Source organism: Mycobacterium sp. NGS68, assembly GCF_059812195.1.
Genome location: NZ_JCALCE010000029.1, coordinates 59,476 through 74,749, shown reverse-complemented (window position 1 = coordinate 74,749; position 15,274 = coordinate 59,476). Strand labels below are relative to the sequence as shown.

Annotated in this window: 10 protein-coding genes, 1 pseudogene and 1 riboswitch; of the genes and pseudogenes, 5 read left to right on the top strand and 6 right to left on the bottom strand. The window is 66.5% G+C overall.

Features of this window, described 5'->3' with window-relative positions:
* Positions 1-31 precede the first annotated feature (31 nt).
* Entirely contained in the window at positions 32-1,456 is a 1,425-nt protein-coding gene (locus AC5Y5V_RS24675) for a short-chain fatty acyl-CoA regulator family protein (RefSeq protein WP_499940577.1), read from the bottom strand.
* Between the two features lie 110 nt (positions 1,457-1,566).
* Here AC5Y5V_RS24675 and prpD point away from each other — a divergent pair, with 110 nt between their 5' ends.
* From prpD to AC5Y5V_RS24660, 3 genes and pseudogenes are all read left to right on the top strand, one after another.
* A complete protein-coding gene (gene prpD / locus AC5Y5V_RS24670; protein ID WP_499940576.1) occupies positions 1,567-3,075 on the top strand; it encodes a 2-methylcitrate dehydratase PrpD in 1,509 nt (502 codons plus the stop codon).
* Positions 3,072-3,485, top strand: coding sequence for a hypothetical protein (locus AC5Y5V_RS24665; protein ID WP_499940575.1), 414 nt, complete (start codon positions 3,072-3,074; stop codon positions 3,483-3,485). Before prpD ends, AC5Y5V_RS24665 begins: the two co-directional genes overlap by 4 nt.
* A pseudogene (locus AC5Y5V_RS24660) lies at positions 3,421-4,597 on the top strand (bifunctional 2-methylcitrate synthase/citrate synthase); the annotation flags it as partial. The gene AC5Y5V_RS24665 and the pseudogene AC5Y5V_RS24660, both read left to right, overlap by 65 nt.
* On the opposite strand, the gene AC5Y5V_RS24655 reads toward AC5Y5V_RS24660, so the two are convergent.
* Both AC5Y5V_RS24655 and AC5Y5V_RS24650 read right to left on the bottom strand, forming a co-directional pair.
* A complete protein-coding gene (locus tag AC5Y5V_RS24655) occupies positions 4,594-4,812 on the bottom strand; it encodes a hypothetical protein (RefSeq protein ID WP_499940574.1) in 219 nt (72 codons plus the stop codon). The pseudogene AC5Y5V_RS24660 and the gene AC5Y5V_RS24655 overlap by 4 nt on opposite strands.
* Positions 4,813-4,852: 40 nt before the next feature.
* A complete protein-coding gene (locus tag AC5Y5V_RS24650) occupies positions 4,853-8,155 on the bottom strand; it encodes a PPE family protein (RefSeq protein ID WP_499940573.1) in 3,303 nt (1,100 codons plus the stop codon).
* A gap of 289 nt (positions 8,156-8,444) precedes the next feature.
* On the opposite strand from AC5Y5V_RS24650, the gene AC5Y5V_RS24645 reads away from it, so the two are divergent.
* Positions 8,445-10,166: a DUF3556 domain-containing protein gene (locus AC5Y5V_RS24645; RefSeq protein WP_499940572.1), complete on the top strand. Its 1,722-nt coding sequence runs from the start codon at positions 8,445-8,447 to the stop codon at positions 10,164-10,166.
* A gap of 9 nt (positions 10,167-10,175) precedes the next feature.
* On the opposite strand, the gene metE is transcribed toward AC5Y5V_RS24645, so the two are convergent.
* Entirely contained in the window at positions 10,176-12,443 is a 2,268-nt protein-coding gene (metE, locus tag AC5Y5V_RS24640) for a 5-methyltetrahydropteroyltriglutamate--homocysteine S-methyltransferase (RefSeq protein WP_499940571.1), read from the bottom strand.
* A gap of 147 nt (positions 12,444-12,590) precedes the next feature.
* Positions 12,591-12,811, bottom strand: a riboswitch (cobalamin riboswitch).
* A gap of 71 nt (positions 12,812-12,882) precedes the next feature.
* Between metE and AC5Y5V_RS24635 the strand changes: the two genes are divergently transcribed.
* Positions 12,883-13,716 carry an alpha/beta fold hydrolase gene (locus tag AC5Y5V_RS24635; RefSeq protein WP_499940570.1) on the top strand — a complete coding sequence of 278 codons (834 nt, stop codon included), beginning with the start codon at positions 12,883-12,885 and terminating at the stop codon, positions 13,714-13,716.
* On the opposite strand, the gene AC5Y5V_RS24630 is transcribed toward AC5Y5V_RS24635, so the two are convergent.
* Positions 13,705-14,355, bottom strand: coding sequence for an SDR family oxidoreductase (locus AC5Y5V_RS24630; protein ID WP_499940569.1), 651 nt, complete (start codon positions 14,353-14,355; stop codon positions 13,705-13,707). The genes AC5Y5V_RS24635 and AC5Y5V_RS24630 overlap by 12 nt on opposite strands.
* A 19-nt stretch (positions 14,356-14,374) precedes the next feature.
* Positions 14,375-15,217, bottom strand: coding sequence for an SDR family oxidoreductase (locus AC5Y5V_RS24625; protein WP_499940568.1), 843 nt, complete (start codon positions 15,215-15,217; stop codon positions 14,375-14,377).
* Positions 15,218-15,274: the final 57 nt, after the last annotated feature.

The window sequence follows — 15,274 nt, the reverse complement described above, 5'->3', positions numbered from 1 at the left end:
AGGAAGGGGCTTTTGCGTCTGCTCGCGCAACCTAGCCGGCGACCATGGGGGGATAGGGCAGGTCGGTGCTGGTGTGGGGGTCGACGTGCACCCGGTGGCCGAGATACGGGAAGGCGCGCTGGGAACAGGCTGGCCGGTCGCAAATCTTGCAGCCGGCGCCGATCGGCACGACGGACTCGGCATCGGCGGGGTCGATGCCGACCGAGTAGATCAGTTTGTCGGCGTGGGCGATGTCGCAGCCGAGCCCGATGGCAAAGCTCTTGTTGGGCCCCAGATATCGGCTGGGCTCCGTCGCGGTGGTTCGCGCGATCCAGAAATACGCACGCTCGTCGGGCATCTGGGCCACCTGAGTCAGGAACTGGCCGGGCCGGGCGAAGGCGTGGTGCACCACCCACAGCGGGCAGTTGCCGCCAACGCGGGAGAAGTGGAATGCGGTGGCAGACTGACGTTTAGAGATGTTTCCCGCGCTGTCGGTGCGGACGAAGATGAAGGGGACACCGCGGGCGTTGGGGCGCTGCAGCGTGGACAGCCGGTGGCAGATGGTCTCGAAGCCGACCTCGAATCGCCTTGCCAGCCGGTCGATGTCGTAGCGGACGCTCTCCGCGGCGTCGAGGAACCTCTGGTACGGCAGCAGCAGGGCACCGGCGAAGTAGTTGGCCAGGCCGATGCGCGCCACCCCGCGTGCCTCGTCGCTGAGTTGGTCGTCCGCGGCGATGATCCCGGTGATCAGCCTGGGCTGGGTGAGTAGGGCGATCTGCGTCGCGAGCTGGAAAGCGCGTCGGCCGGGGTGCAGCCACCGCGCGACGTACAGCGTCTTGGATTCGGGGTGAAACAGGCGCTTGGAGTTGGGTTTCAGCGCATCGCCATCGTCGACGACGACGGTGACGCCAAGCTTGTCGGCCAGCAGCTCCGCCAGTTGTCCGTCGAGTCCGCCGACCCGCAGGCGATGACGGGTGAACAGCTCCTCAGCCGCGAGATCGAGTTCGGCGATGTAGTTCTTGCGGTCGTAGAAGAAATCGCGGACCTCCTCGAACGGCATCGGCTGCTGCGACGTCGTCGAAACCTCCACGTTGGCCCGGCCGTGCAGCGCCTCCAGGTCGGCGGTGGCGTCGTGCAGGCGGCGGTGCAGGTTGACCAACGTCTGGCCGACGGCCGGCATCCGCGCCACGAGTTCCTCGATCTGCGCGGCGGTCGCGGGCGCCTCGGCGAGAACTTCGCTCAGGTCGGAGATCAAGCGGGCATCGGAATCCGGTGCGAAGTACTGCGTCGGCAGGTCGAAGCGCGCGCTGAGGGTCAACAGCACCGGCACCGTGATGGGTCGCTGGTCGTTCTCCATCTGGTTGACGTAGCTGGCCGACAATCCCAGGGAGCGCGCCAGCGCGGCCTGGGTCAGCCCATGGTCCTCTCGTAGCCGCCGCAATCGCGCACCGGCGAACGTCTTCGCCACCCGTGTCACGCTACGCCCGCCGCCTTTCACAAAGTTTGCAAAACCTGGCCGCCAAGGCCACAAAATTACGCCTGTATAGGCCATTTACGCCATATTCGCCGCTGCGTACTGTGCGTGATATGCGCAACCATGAGGTTCGAACCCGGCGCAGCGCCGACGACTTCCCCCGTAGCGAACACCTGGCGTGGAAGATCGCCGAGGTGGCGGCGGATCCGGTGGCTGTGCCCGCGGGGACCGAAGCGATGGTCATCAACCGCATCATCGACAACGCGGCGGTGTCCGCGGCCTCGGTCCTCCGGCGGCCGGTCGCCGCGGCGCGCGCGCAGGCGCTGGCCCATCCCGTCTCTGCCGGGGGCGCCAAGGTCTTCGGCGTCAGCGGCGACTACTCGCCGGAGTGGGCGGCCTGGGCCAACGGCGTGGCGGTGCGCGAATTGGATTACCACGACACGTTTCTGGCCGCCGAGTACTCCCACCCGGGTGACAACATCCCCGCCCTGGTCGCCGTGGCCCAACACCTCGGCCTCGGCGGGGCCGACCTGATCCGCGGCATCGCCACGGGCTACGAGATCCAGGTCAACCTGGTCAAGGGAATCTGCCTGCACGAGCACAAGATCGACCACGTCGCGCATCTGGGCCCGTCGGTGGCCGCGGGACTGGGCACGATGCTGCGCCTGGACAAGGAGACCATCTACCAGGCCATCGGGCAGGCGCTGCACTTGACGACGGCCACCCGGCAGTCCCGCAAGGGTCTGATCTCCAGCTGGAAGGCCTACGCTCCCGCCTGGGCCGGCAAGGTGGCCATCGAGGCCGTCGACCGGGCCATGCGCGGGGAGGGCGCGCCCGCGCCCATCTGGGAGGGCGAGGACGGCGTGATCGCCTGGCTGCTGGGCGGCCCCGAGCACGTCTATCAGGTGCCGCTGCCCGAGACCGGCGAGCCGAAGCGCGCGATCCTGGACACCTACACCAAGGAGCACTCCGCCGAATACCAAAGCCAGGCCCTGATCGACCTGGCCCGCCGGCTGCGTGAACAGATCGGCGACCTGAGCCAGGTCGCGACGATCGTGCTGCACACGAGCCATCACACGCACTGCGTGATCGGCACCGGTGCAGGCGATCCGCAGAAGATGGAGCCAGATGCCTCCCGCGAGACGCTGGACCACTCGGTGATGTACATCTTCGCGGTCGCGCTGCAGGACGGTGCCTGGCATCACGAGCGGTCCTACGCACCGGAGCGGGCGCACCGCCCGGACACGATCGAGCTGTGGCACAAGATCTCCACGGTCGAGGACCCCGAATGGACGCGGCGCTACCACTCGACCGATCCGGCGGAGAAGGCGTTCGGCGCCCAGGCGGAAGTCACCCTGACGAGCGGCGAGGTGATCGTCGACGAGATCGCCGTCGCGGACGCTCACCCCTTGGGCGCCAGGCCGTTTGAGCGCAAGCAGTACATCGGAAAGTTCACCGAGCTTGCCGACGGTGTCGTCGCCGACGCTGAGCGGCAACGGTTCCTGTCGGCGGTCGAAGCTCTACCGGACCTGCAGCCTGGCGCGCTGGGCGCGATCAACGTCACGGTCGGTGCGTTGGTGCTCGACCGGGCGCCCATTATTCCGCCGGGGATCTTCCGGTGACTGGGTTGATCGGAGCTGCCGCACCCGCGGCCGACGAGCGGGCCCGGTTCCGGGCAGCGCTGGAAGGCATTCGGCTGCACAGGCTTCCGGGGGCGTTCTCGCCGCTGGTCGGCGAGCTGGTCGCCGAACTCGGGTTTGACGGGGTGTACGTGTCCGAAGCCTTGCACACGCCGGTGGAATTCGAGCAGTTCCGCAACGCGGTGGATACCCCGTTGCCGGCCAACATGACGGAGTTCGCCAAGCAGCTGACCACGCTGCGGCTGGCCAGGTACGCCGTCGACGTCGGACTTCGCGAAATCTCTCACACCGGAACGCAATCCGGACTGCTGGACCGGATGCAGCCACGCAGCCGGCACGAACTGCTGCGCTACGCCGACGACAACTCCGCCCTCGAAGGAGCCACCTCATGAGCACGAAGATATTCAAAGGGCTGGCCGGTGTCGTCGTCGACACGACCGCCATCTCGAAGGTGGTGCCGGAGACCAACTCCCTGACCTACCGCGGCTACGCGGTGCAGGACCTCGCCGCGCACTGCACCTTCGAGCAGGTGGCGTACCTGCTGTGGCACGGCGAGCTGCCCACCGACCAGCAGTTGGCGTTGTTCACGCAGCGGGAGCGTGCCAACCGCCGGTTGAACCGCTCCCTGCTGTCGCTGATCGCCAAGCAGCCCGACATCTGCCACCCGATGGATGTGGTGCGCACCGTGATCAGCTACCTGGGCGCCGAAGACGCCGAAGAGGACGACAGCAGCCCCGATGCGAACTACGCGAAATCGCTGCGCATGTTCGCGATCCTGCCCACGATCGTCGCGGCCGACATGCGCCGTCGTCGTGGCCTGGAACCCATTGCCCCGCATAGCCACATGAACTACGCGCAGAACTTCCTGCACATGTGCTTCGGCAACGTACCCGAGCAAGTGATCGTGGACGCGTTCGAACAGTCCATGGTGCTCTACGCCGAACACAGCTTCAACGCCTCCACGTTCGCCGCCCGCGTGGTCACCTCCACCCAGTCCGACATCTACAGCGCGGTCACGGCCGCCATCGGCGCGCTCAAGGGGCCGCTACACGGCGGCGCCAACGAGGCCGTCATGCATGACATGCTCGAAATCGGCGCGCCCGCAAAGGCATCGGAGTGGTTGGCCGGCAAGCTGGACCGCAAGGACAAGATCATGGGCTTCGGTCACCGGGTGTACAAGAACGGCGACTCGCGGGTGCCGACCATGAAGCAGGCCCTCAAACGGGTTGCCGCCGCCCGCGATGGCCAGAAATGGCTCGACATCTATGAAATCCTGGAACGCGGAATGGCCGAGGCCAACGGCATCAAGCCGAACCTCGACTTCCCGACCGGCCCGGCCTACTACCTGATGGGCTTCGACATCAATTGCTTCACACCGATCTTCGTGATGAGCCGGATCACCGGATGGACAGCGCACATCATGGAGCAAACCGCGTCCAACGCCCTGATCCGCCCGCTGAGCGCGTACGTCGGGCCCGCACAGCGCGCGTTGGTCGTCGGCTAGGAGGGTCCGCCGTACTGCCACACCAGGCTGTGGGCGCCGGTCATGGTCGGGTTGCACCACATCGTGCGGCCGTTGCCGTCCTTGGCGGTGGCGTGCAACACCGTGCACGAATCGCCGACTCCCGGTGTGTCGGCGCTCGCCACGGGACTGAGCACGGCGGTCCCGGCGACCAACACGGCCGAGGCGAGCACCGCGAAGCGAAGTCTGCTTGTCATCCCCTAAGCATCCACCGGGCGGCCACCCAGGTCCACTCATTCACAGGTTGCTCAGGAAGGCCTCGATCTGGGCGATGATCGCGTTGATGGCCGCGATCTGCGCGACGAAGTGGTTGTAGAAGCCGGAGATGTTGCTGCCGTTGTTCCCCATCCCGGAGTTGGTGTTACCGCCGGTGTTGAACAGGCCGGAGATCGCGTTGCCTGCGTTGCCCAGGCCCGAGATGTCATCGCCCGGGTTCAGAATGTGGCCGTTGAGGAATCCGGAGGCGTTCTGACCGGCGGCGGCCAGGTTGTTGAAGAACCCGGAGGTGTTGGGGCTGTGGCTGGTGCCGCCGGGCAGGCCGTTGAAGCCGCCGGACGTACCGCTGCCGAAGTTGAAGAATCCCGAGGAGTTGGTCTGCGCGAACGTCGGACTCAGCGAGCCGAGCGACAGGCCGGGGTTCGGGTTGAGGTTCAGGACTTGGATGTTGTACGAGCCGAAGTCGACGGTGAAGTGGACGTTGGTGTTGAACGTGCCGCTGTCGACGCCGATGTCCCAGCTGCCCTTGATCCCAAGGGTGACAGGGGCTTTGGGATGGATGTTGATCGTGTACTGGCCGCGCAGCACACCCTCCAGCTGGCCACGCCACAGGAAGCCGTTGTTCTTGTCGCCCGTGATGAACGCGCCGGTGTCGACGTCGCCCGAGTTCCCGATGCCGGTGTTGAAGTTGCCCGAATTGAGGGGGCCGGTGTTGGTGCTGCCCGAGTTCATCGAGCCCGTGTTCTGGCTGCCCGAGTTGCCCCATCCGGTGTTGTTGGAGCCGGTGTTCCACCAGCCGGTGTTGTGGTCGCCGGGGTTTCCCCAGCCCGTGTTGGCCACGCCCGCGTTCCAGAGGCCAGTGTTGACGTTGCCCGCGTTCCCGACGCCGAAGTTCCCGTTGCCGGAGTTGAAGAAGCCGATGTTGTTGTTGCCGGAGTTGCCGAAGCCGATGTTGTTGTTGCCGGAGTTCAGGAAGCCCTGATTGCCGCTGCCCGAGTTCAGACCGTTCATCAGGTCGCCGAAGCCCATCCCGCCGTTGCCGGACAGCCCGAAGCCGATGTTGTTGCTGCCGAGGTTCGCGGCCCCGATGTTGCCGTTGCCGGAGTTCCCGAACCCGATGTTGTTGTTGCCCACATTGCCGAAGCCGATGTTCCCGGTGCCGTGGTTGCCCAGACCGATGTTGAACGACGCCCCGTTGTTGATGTTTCCGAAGCCGAAGTTCAGGTTGCCGACATTGCCGATGCCGACGCTGAAGTTGCCGTCGTTGGCGATACCGAAGTCCATGGTCCCGATGTTGCCGATGCCCGCGACGGTGCTGCCGATGTTGGCGAAGCCGGCGTTGAGTTGCCCGTGGTTGGCGTAGCCGAGGTTGAAGCTCTGCCATCCCGTCAGCACGCCCGTGACATTGCTGCCGCCGGTGCTCGCCAGCCCGGAGCCGACATTGAGGGTGTTGTAGATGCCGGAAACGCTGTTGCCCAGGTTCAGCGCGCCCGCGCTGGCCGTGCCGACGTTCAAGAAACCGGAGGTGCCGGTGCCGGCGCTGCCCGTGGCGCCGATGTTGTTGGAGAACCCCGAAGTATTGCTGCTCCAGTTGCGGAAGCCCGAGCTGTGGGCCGTCGAGGCGCCGGTGTTGTGGTTGAAGAAGCCCGAAGCTGTGGTGGCCGCTCCGTCGAACGCGCTGGAACCGAAGTTGCCGATGCCCGGGACGGGCTGGATATCGAGCACGGTGACCGGGATGTTCAGCGCGACAGACACATAGGGCGTGATACTCAGGATCGAGATGTCCAACAAAGTGAAGCTGAACGACTGCTTCGGGATGTTGACCGGAATCTCGTACTTGTAGGCGATCTGGTTGTTGCCGTTGGTGGCGTAGTTGAACCCGAGGTTGCCGTCGCCCGTGTTGAGGCCGCCGGTGTTCAGGTCGCCGGCGTTGAAGTAGCCGGTGTTGAAGGCGCCCGGGTTGGCGTCGCCGGTGTTGGTGCTGCCGACGTTCCAGCTGCCCGTGTTGACGCTGCCCACGTTTCCGACGCCGGTGTTGGTGTTGCCCGAGTTCAACGCGCCGAAGTTCAGCGTGCCGGCATTGAAGAAGCCGGTGTTTTGGTTGCCCGAGTTCGCGAAGCCCGTGTTGAGGTTGCCCGAGTTCCCGACGCCCCAGTTGCCGTTGCCCGAGTTGAAGAAGCCGATGTTGTTGTTGCCGGAGTTGAACAAACCGACGTTGCCGGTGCCCGAGTTGAAGCCGTTCATGATGTTGCCGACGCCCACGTGGCCGGTGCCGCTGAGCCCGATCCCGATGTTGTTGGTGCCGCTGTTGCCGAAGCCGATGTTGCCGGTGCCCTTATTGCCGAAGCCGAAGTTTCCGTTGCCCTGGTTGCCGAAGCCGACGTTCTGGCCGCCCGTCGCGCCGATGCCCTGGTTTCCGAAGCCGTAGTTGGCGTTGCCGACGTTGCCGGCACCGATGTTGTTGCTGCCGAGGTTGCCGCCGCCTAGCCAGTTGTTGCCGCCATTGTTTCCGGCGCCCAATATGTTGAAACTGCCGTTGTTTCCGCTGCCCAGGTTGAAGCTGCCGACGTTTCCGAAGCCGAAGTTGTAGGCACCCACGTTTGCGGAGCCCAGGTTGCTGATATTGATGTTGTTCAGGTCGATCGGGCCGATGGGCAGGTTTTTGAATTCGATCGGCGGTATGGAGATATTCGGCAGCGTAATGCCGAAGAACGAACTTGCCAGGGGTCGGGGGGCGGACGTGGCGGCCGCGGCGGCGAGGGGGCTCGCTGCCGCCGCGGCGCCGGCCGCCGCCCCGGGCAGGGCCTTCAGGAAGTTTTGCCACGGGGCCAGCCGGCCGACCAGGGCGGACGCGTCGGCGTGGTAGCCGGACATCGCGACCACGTCCTGAGCCCACATGCGCTCGTAATCGGCCTCGGCCTCGGCGATCGCCGGTCCTGCGAAGCCCAGCAGGTTTGCCCGCACCAGCGAGAACAGCCGATTGCGGTTGTTCGTGATCGCCGCCGGGTGCACCGTTGCCGTCAGGGCCGCTTCGAACGCCGCCACCGCCAGCCGGGCCTCGCTTGCCGCCTGGGCGGCCTGGGACGCGGAAGCCATCAGGCCTTTCGCGTAGTTGGTGGCCACGCTCGCCATCGCCACCGACGTGGGCCCCTGCCAGGCTCCGTCCGCCAACCCCGACGTCACCGCCGAGAACGAACTCGCCGCGGCCTGCAACTCACTGGCCAGTCCGGCCCAGGCGTTCGCCACCCCCAACATCGGCCCGGACCCCGCTCCGGAATACATCAAGGCTGAGTTGATCTCGGGCGAGAAGACCGAAAAATTCATGGCCTGGACCTCTCTCGGGGTGGCAGCGTCGCCTGCCGATAACCCCTTGCTGGGGTCCCCCCGAGAGTCAGCTGGAAGGTTAAAGGCGTATGTAATATACGGCTTTAACCGCCAAAGAGTTGGTAAATCAGCCTGAATTATTGCTGTGAGTATGCTATTAGCGCAGCCGACAATTAACTGTTATTGAGTGGAGCTAATTTACGTACCGCAAGTAGCGGATTGGCCACCACGCGCGCCGGATGGCGGGCGTATCGTGCACCCCTGTAGAACGCGTTCTAGTCTGTCCGCCATGGGATTCCTGAAGCCCGAGCTGCCCGACGTGGACATCGACGAGTGGAGCAAGGGCACGCGCGCCGAGAAGATCCGCCCGATGGCGCGGCACTGGGCCGAGGTGGGCTTCGGGACGCCGGTGGCGCTGCACCTGTTCTACGTCGTCAAGATCCTGCTCTACATCCTGTTCGCCTGGCTGATCGTCTTCAGCACCCGTGGCATCGACGGGTTCACCGACGTCAAGTCGTGGTACGCGGAGCCGATCGTCTTCGAAAAGGTCGTGCTCTACACGATGCTGTTCGAGGTGGTCGGGCTCGGCTGCGGTTTCGGGCCGCTGAACAACCGGTTCTTCCCCCCGATGGGCTCGATCCTGTACTGGATGCGGTTCGGCACGATCCGGCTGCCACCGTGGTCGGACCGCTTCGGCTGGACCCAGGGCACCAAACGCAAGCCGGTGGACGTCGCGCTGTACGCGCTGCTGCTGGTGTTCATCGTCAGCGCTTTGTTCACCGACGGCAACGGCCCGGTCCCCGCGCTGCACAGCAAGGCCGGACTGCTGCCGAAGTGGGAGATCGTGCTGATCCTGCTGCTCCTCGGCGTGCTCAGCCTGCGCGACAAGGTAATCTTCCTGGCCGCTCGCGGCGAGGTCTACGCGACGCTGACCGTGACGTTCCTGTTCGCGCCCGTCGACATGATCGTCGCCGCCAAGCTGGTATTCCTGGTGATCTGGATGGGCGCGGCGACGTCGAAGCTCAACAAGCACTTCCCGTTCGTGATCTCCACGATGATGTCCAACAACCCGCTGTTTCGGCCGCGGTTTGTCAAGCGGCTGTTCTTCGAGAAGTTCCCCGACGATCTGCGGCCGGGATTCCTGTCGCGGCTGTTCGCGCACGTCAGCACGTTCATCGAGATGTGCGTGCCGGTGGTGTTGTTCTTCTCCCACGGCGGGTTGCCGACCACGATCGCCGCGATCGTGATGGTCTGCTTCCACCTCGGCATCCTGACGGCCATCCCCATGGGCGTCCCGCTGGAGTGGAACGTGTTCATGATCTTCGGCGTGCTGTCGCTGTTCGTCGGCCATGCGCGTACTGGCCTGACGGACGTGAAACACCCTGTGCCGGTGGCGATTCTGCTTGCCATCGTCGTGGGCACCGTCATCCTGGGTAACCTGTTCCCGCGCAAGATCTCGTTTCTGCCCGGCATGCGTTACTACGCCGGCAACTGGGACACCACGCTGTGGTGCATCAAGCCATCTGCCAGCGAGAAGATCGGGCGCGGCATCGTCGCGATCGCGGCCATGCCGCAGGCGCAGCTGGAGCGCTATTACGGCAAGGACCGCGCGCAGATCCCGATGTACCTCGGCTACGCATTCCGCGCCATGAACACGCACGGCCGCGCCCTGTTCACGCTGGCGCACCGCGCCATGGCTGGCCAGAACGAGGACGACTACGTCATCACCGACGGCGAGCGGATCTGCAGCACGGCCATCGGGTGGAACTTCGGCGACGGTCACATGCACAACGAGCAGCTGATCACCGCCATGCAGCAACGCTGCAGGTTCGCCCCGGGCGAGGTGCGCGTCGTCCTGCTCGACGCCCAGCCGATCCACAAGCAGACGCAGGCCTACCGCCTGGTGGATGCCGCGACCGGCGAGTTCGAGCGCGGGACGGTCCGCGTCGCCGACATGGTGACGCGGCAGCCCTGGGACGACGACGTGCCGGTCCAGGTGGCCTCCGAGTAACGGCTCGGCCTACTCGGCGCGCACCTCCTGCGCGGCGGCGACCATGTTCTGCAGCGACGCGGTCACCTCGTCGGTGTTGCGGGTCTTCAGGCCGCAGTCGGGGTTGACCCAGAGCCGTTCGGCGGGAACGGCTTTCAGCGCGGCACGCAGCGACGCGGCCATCTCCTCGGCGCTCGGCACCCGCGGGGAGTGGATGTCGTAGACGCCCGGGCCCACGCTGTTGGAGAAGCCGACCGCGTTCAGGTCGTCGAGCACCTCCATGTGCGAACGTGCGGCCTCGATGGACGTCACGTCGGCGTCGAGGTCCGCGATCGCCCCGATCACCTCGCCGAACTCCGAGTAGCACAGGTGCGTGTGGATCTGCGTCGAGTCGGCGACGCCGGAGGTGGCCAGGCGGAAAGCCCCGACGGCCCAGCGCAGGTACTCGTCCTGGTCGGCGCGACGCAGCGGCAGCAGCTCGCGCAGCGCGGGCTCGTCGACCTGGATGACGGCGATGCCGGCGGCCTGCAGGTCCACGGTCTCGTCGCGGATGGCCAGCGCCACCTGGTTGGCGGTGTCGGCCAGCGGCTGGTCGTCCCGGACGAACGACCAGGCCAGGATCGTGACCGGCCCGGTCAGCATGCCCTTCACGGGCTTGTCGGTCAGCGACTGCGCGTAGGTGATCCATTCGACGGTCATCGGGTGTGTGCGAACCACGTCGCCGAACAGGATCGGCGGGCGCACGCAGCGGCTGCCGTAGGACTGCACCCAGCCGTTCTGGGTGGCGAAGAAGCCGTCCAGCTGCTCGGCGAAGTACTGCACCATGTCGTTGCGTTCCGGCTCGCCGTGCACCAGCACGTCCAGGCCGAGGTCCTCCTGCAGCTTGATGACGTCGGCGATCTCCCGCTTCATCCGGCGGTCGTATTCGGCCTCGTCGATCTCGCCGGACCGCAGTGCCGCGCGGGCCTTCCGGATCGCCGAGGTCTGCGGGTAGGAGCCGATCGTCGTGGTCGGCAACGGCGGCAGGTGCAGGCGCGCGTCCTGGCTGGCCCGCCGCTGCGCGGCGTCGCCCCGGTGCGCGCCGGAGGCCACGATCGAGTCGATGCGGGCCCGGACCTGCTCGTTGTGCAGGCGCGGGTCCTTCTTGCGGGACGCGACGGCCGAGTTGGATGCCTCGATCTCGTCGGTGACGGCGTCGCGACCCTCGTGCAGGGCGCGGGCGAGGACGACGACCTCGCGCACCTTTTCCGCACCGAACGCCAGCCAGCTGCGCAGCGCGTCGTCCAGATCGGTTTCCGGGTCCAGCGAGTACGGCACGTGCAGCGTCGAGCACGACGTCGATACGGCGACGGACCCCGCCGAACCCTGCAGGGCGGCCAGCCTGTCCAGCGCCGCCTGCAGGTCGGTGCGCCAGATGTTGCGACCGTCGACGACGCCGGCGACGACGGTCTTGTCCGCCAGCTCCGGCGCCGCGGCAATCGCCGTGTCGGCGCCGGAGACCAGGTCGACGCCGATTGCCTCGACGGGCGTGCGGGCCAGCCCGGCCAGCGACGCGCCCGGGTCGCCGAAGTAGGTGGCGACGTAGATGGCGGGCCGGTTGCTCACCGAGCCCAGCGCGTTGTAGACCGCCTCGGCCAGCGCGGGCGCGTCGGGGGAGATATCGGTGACCAGCGCCGGCTCGTCGAGCTGCACCCACTGCGCGCCGTTATCGGCGATCAGCGACAGCAGCTCGGCGTAGATCGGGACCAGTTCCTGCAGTCGCTCGATCGGTGCGCCGCCGCCGTTCACGCCCTTGGACAGCAACAGGAAGGTGATCGGCCCGATGATTACCGGACGCGCTGGAATGCCCTGACCGAGTGCCTCTTTCAGCTCGGAGAGCACCTTGTCGGGGTTCAGTGCGAACTTGGTCGCGGGCTCGATCTCGGGAACGATGTAGTGGTAGTTGGTGTCGAACCACTTCGTCATCTCCAGCGGAGCGACGTCCCTATTGCCGCGCGCGGCCGCGAAGTAGCGGTCCAGCTCGTCGGGGATCTCGGCCACCCGGCCCGGCAGCGCGCCGAGCAGCACCGCCGTGTCGAGCATCTGGTCGTAGTAGGAGAAGGTGTTCACCGGCACCGAGTCCAGGCCGGCCTCGGCCAGGTGAGACCAGGTGTCGCGGCGCAGCGTCGCGGCGACGGATTCCAGGTCGGAGCGGCTGGTGCGGCCGGCCCAGTAGCCTTCGGTCGCGCGCTTCAGTTCGCGTTTGGGGCCGATGCGCGGCGAGCCGGTAATGGTGGCGGTGAATGGTTGCTGTGTCACTAGCGCGTCCTTCGAATCGACGGTGTGGTCACCGCCCGCGGACGCGCAGCCAAACGGTCGACGGCGCGCACCCGCGGGGTGCTATCCGCAACCGAAGGCCAAACGCCCATTCCACGAGGCGATGTGCCGCCGGACGCGGCGCGCCCGGCACAGCCGGCAGGTCTTCGGACTCACAGGCGCGCACCCGGAGGTGCTCCTACTGGCCGTCGCTTCCCGGTCCCTCTGGACCAGTGCTATTTGACGGCGGTCGTTCCTGCTTACCGCTGCGGGACAGTCCCGGACTTTCACCGGGTTCCCTCTCGCGAGGCACTGTTAACGTGCTTCGCTCGATGCCGGCGCCCAGCAGGGCGTCAGCAAACCAACTGCGCCGTTAACACTACCGTGCGGGTCGGTCGTGGCTAAACTCCCGCTGACGTAACCGCGACGGATCGGAGTGCGGATGACGGCGCGCGGCTTCGAGCAATCGTTTGTCACGTCGGCGGATGGCACGGCGATCGCCATCGACAGCATCGGCTCCGGACCCGGGCTGGTCGTCCTGACAGGGGGACTGGTTCCGCCGGTACGCTACCGGCGCTTCGCGCGACGATTGGCAACCTCCTACACCGTCCACCTCGTGCATCGGCGGGGCCGGGGCGACAGCGGTCCCCAGGGCTCGGCCTACAGCATGGATCGTGAGTGTGACGACACCTTCGCCGCGCTGGAGGCGACGCATTCGCGGCTGTTATTCGGGCACAGTTACGGCGGTCTTATCGCGCTACAAACGGCCATTCGAGCCACCGCCGAACAGTTGAGTTGGGTTGTGACGTACGACGCGGGGGTCGGAGTAGACGGCTCCTTGCCGCCATTTTTCTCGCGAGTAACGCGCCTGGCGGAGGAAGGACAGCATGTCCGCGCTCTGGCCGAACTCATGCGCGAACTGGGCGGGTGGGCTCGTCTCCCGCTACCGGTGGCGGTTGCCCTGACGCGGACCCTGCTCAACACGGTATGGCGTCAGGAGCGAGATCTGATACCGACAACCATTTTCGAAGGGCGGGAGATGTTGGGATTGGACGGACCCGCTTCGACCTACGGCGCCGTATCGATGCGCATGGATGTCCTTGCCGGGCAGCGGAGTCCGGCCGCCTTCGGCAGCGCAGCGCGCGCTATCGCCGACGCAACGCCAGGCGCACACGCACTCGTGCTACCCGGGCTCGACCACAACGCACCACTTTTGCGTCCGCAGCGGCTGGCACAGCAGGTACGCGACCTGGATCCCGGCTCGTCAGCCCGCTAGCGCCTCGGCGATGGGGACGTCGCCGTTGTTGAACTCGATGGTCCGGCGGATCGTCGAGTCATCGGCCAGCGCGGCGGCGACGACGAGCGCGACGTCGGCGCGCGACACCGAACCGCCGCGGCCCTGTGCGTCGCCGACAGTGATCCGTCCCGTCGAGGGATCGAGGGTCAGGTGGCCCGGCCCCAGCACGGTCCAATCCAGGGCGCTGGCGCGCAGGTGCTCGTCAGCCGCGGCCTTGGCCTCGGCGTAGTGGAAGAACGAGTTCTCCGGTGGAACGCCATGGTCGGGTCCCGCGCCGAAGTAGGAGACCATCACGAACCGCCTGACGCCCGCCTGACCGGCGGCGTCGACGATCCGGATCGCGGCGTCGCGGTCGACGGCGTAGGTGCGCGCGGGATTGCCGCCGCCCGCGCCCGCGGAGAACACCACGGCGTCGTGGCCGGCCACCAGCTCGGCCAGCGCGTCGGTGTCGAGCTGTTCGATGTCGGCCGTGATCGGCGTCGCGCCCGTGGCTTCCACGTCGTCGGCGTGGTCCGGGTTGCGGAACACCGAGCTGACGTCGTCGCCGCGGTCGGTGAGGATGCGGGCCAATTGCAGGGCGACCTTGCCGTGGCCGCCGAACACGATGATGCGCGCCATACGTTCGACGCTAGCGCGCTTAGAGCTTCACGCGCCCCATGATCAGGTCAATGATGGGCTTGCCCGGCGGGTAGGCGCCGGTCAACGAAGCCATCGTGTGGCCGTAGTCCACCAGCAGCGTGATCCCGCTGATACCGAATGCGGCGGCGCTGTTGAGGAACGCCATGACGTCGCCCATCTGCTCCGGCGTGTGCACCTTGGAGCCGGTCTCGTCGCGGTAGTCCTGCGCGAAGGTCAGCCACAGATCGGCGTTGGCCTGCGCCAGCGGGGTGTCGGTAGGGCCCGGGCAGATGGCGTTGATCCGGATGCCCTTCTTCAGCAACGGGTAGCCCTGCGTCGCCACGTAGGCGTTGACGACCTTCTTGCTGAAGCCGTAGTGGATGACGCCTTCGGACTCGTGGGCCTTGACCCAGTCCTGGGCCGCCGCGAAGTCCGGAATGGCCAGGAACTCCGTCAGGAGCTCCAGGTCGTTCTCCCAACCCATGCCGGCGACCGAGGAGATGAAGCAGATCGCCGAGCCCGACGGCAGTTGGTTCTTCTCGATCAGGCGCTCGATGAGGTAGCGGTGGCCGAGGAAGTTGATCGCCATCAGGTCGGTCGTCCCGTCGGCGATCCCGGCGGCCGAGAACACGGCGTGGACCGGACCGTCGAGTTGCTCGAGCGCGGCGTCGATCGACGCGGGGTCCCGCAGGTCCACCTGGATCGACTTGGCGACGTCGTAGTTCACCGGGGCGTAGTCCAGCACGATGACCTCGGCGCCGAGCTCCCCGGCCGACTTCGCGGCCGCCGCGCCCATGCCCGTCGCGCCGCCGACGACGAGCGCCCGCTTGCCGTCATAACGCAGCCGATCCACAACTGTCATGGAAATCCCCTTCTCGGTGACCGCCAATGCGGTTCTACTGGCCCTACTGTAGGAGTA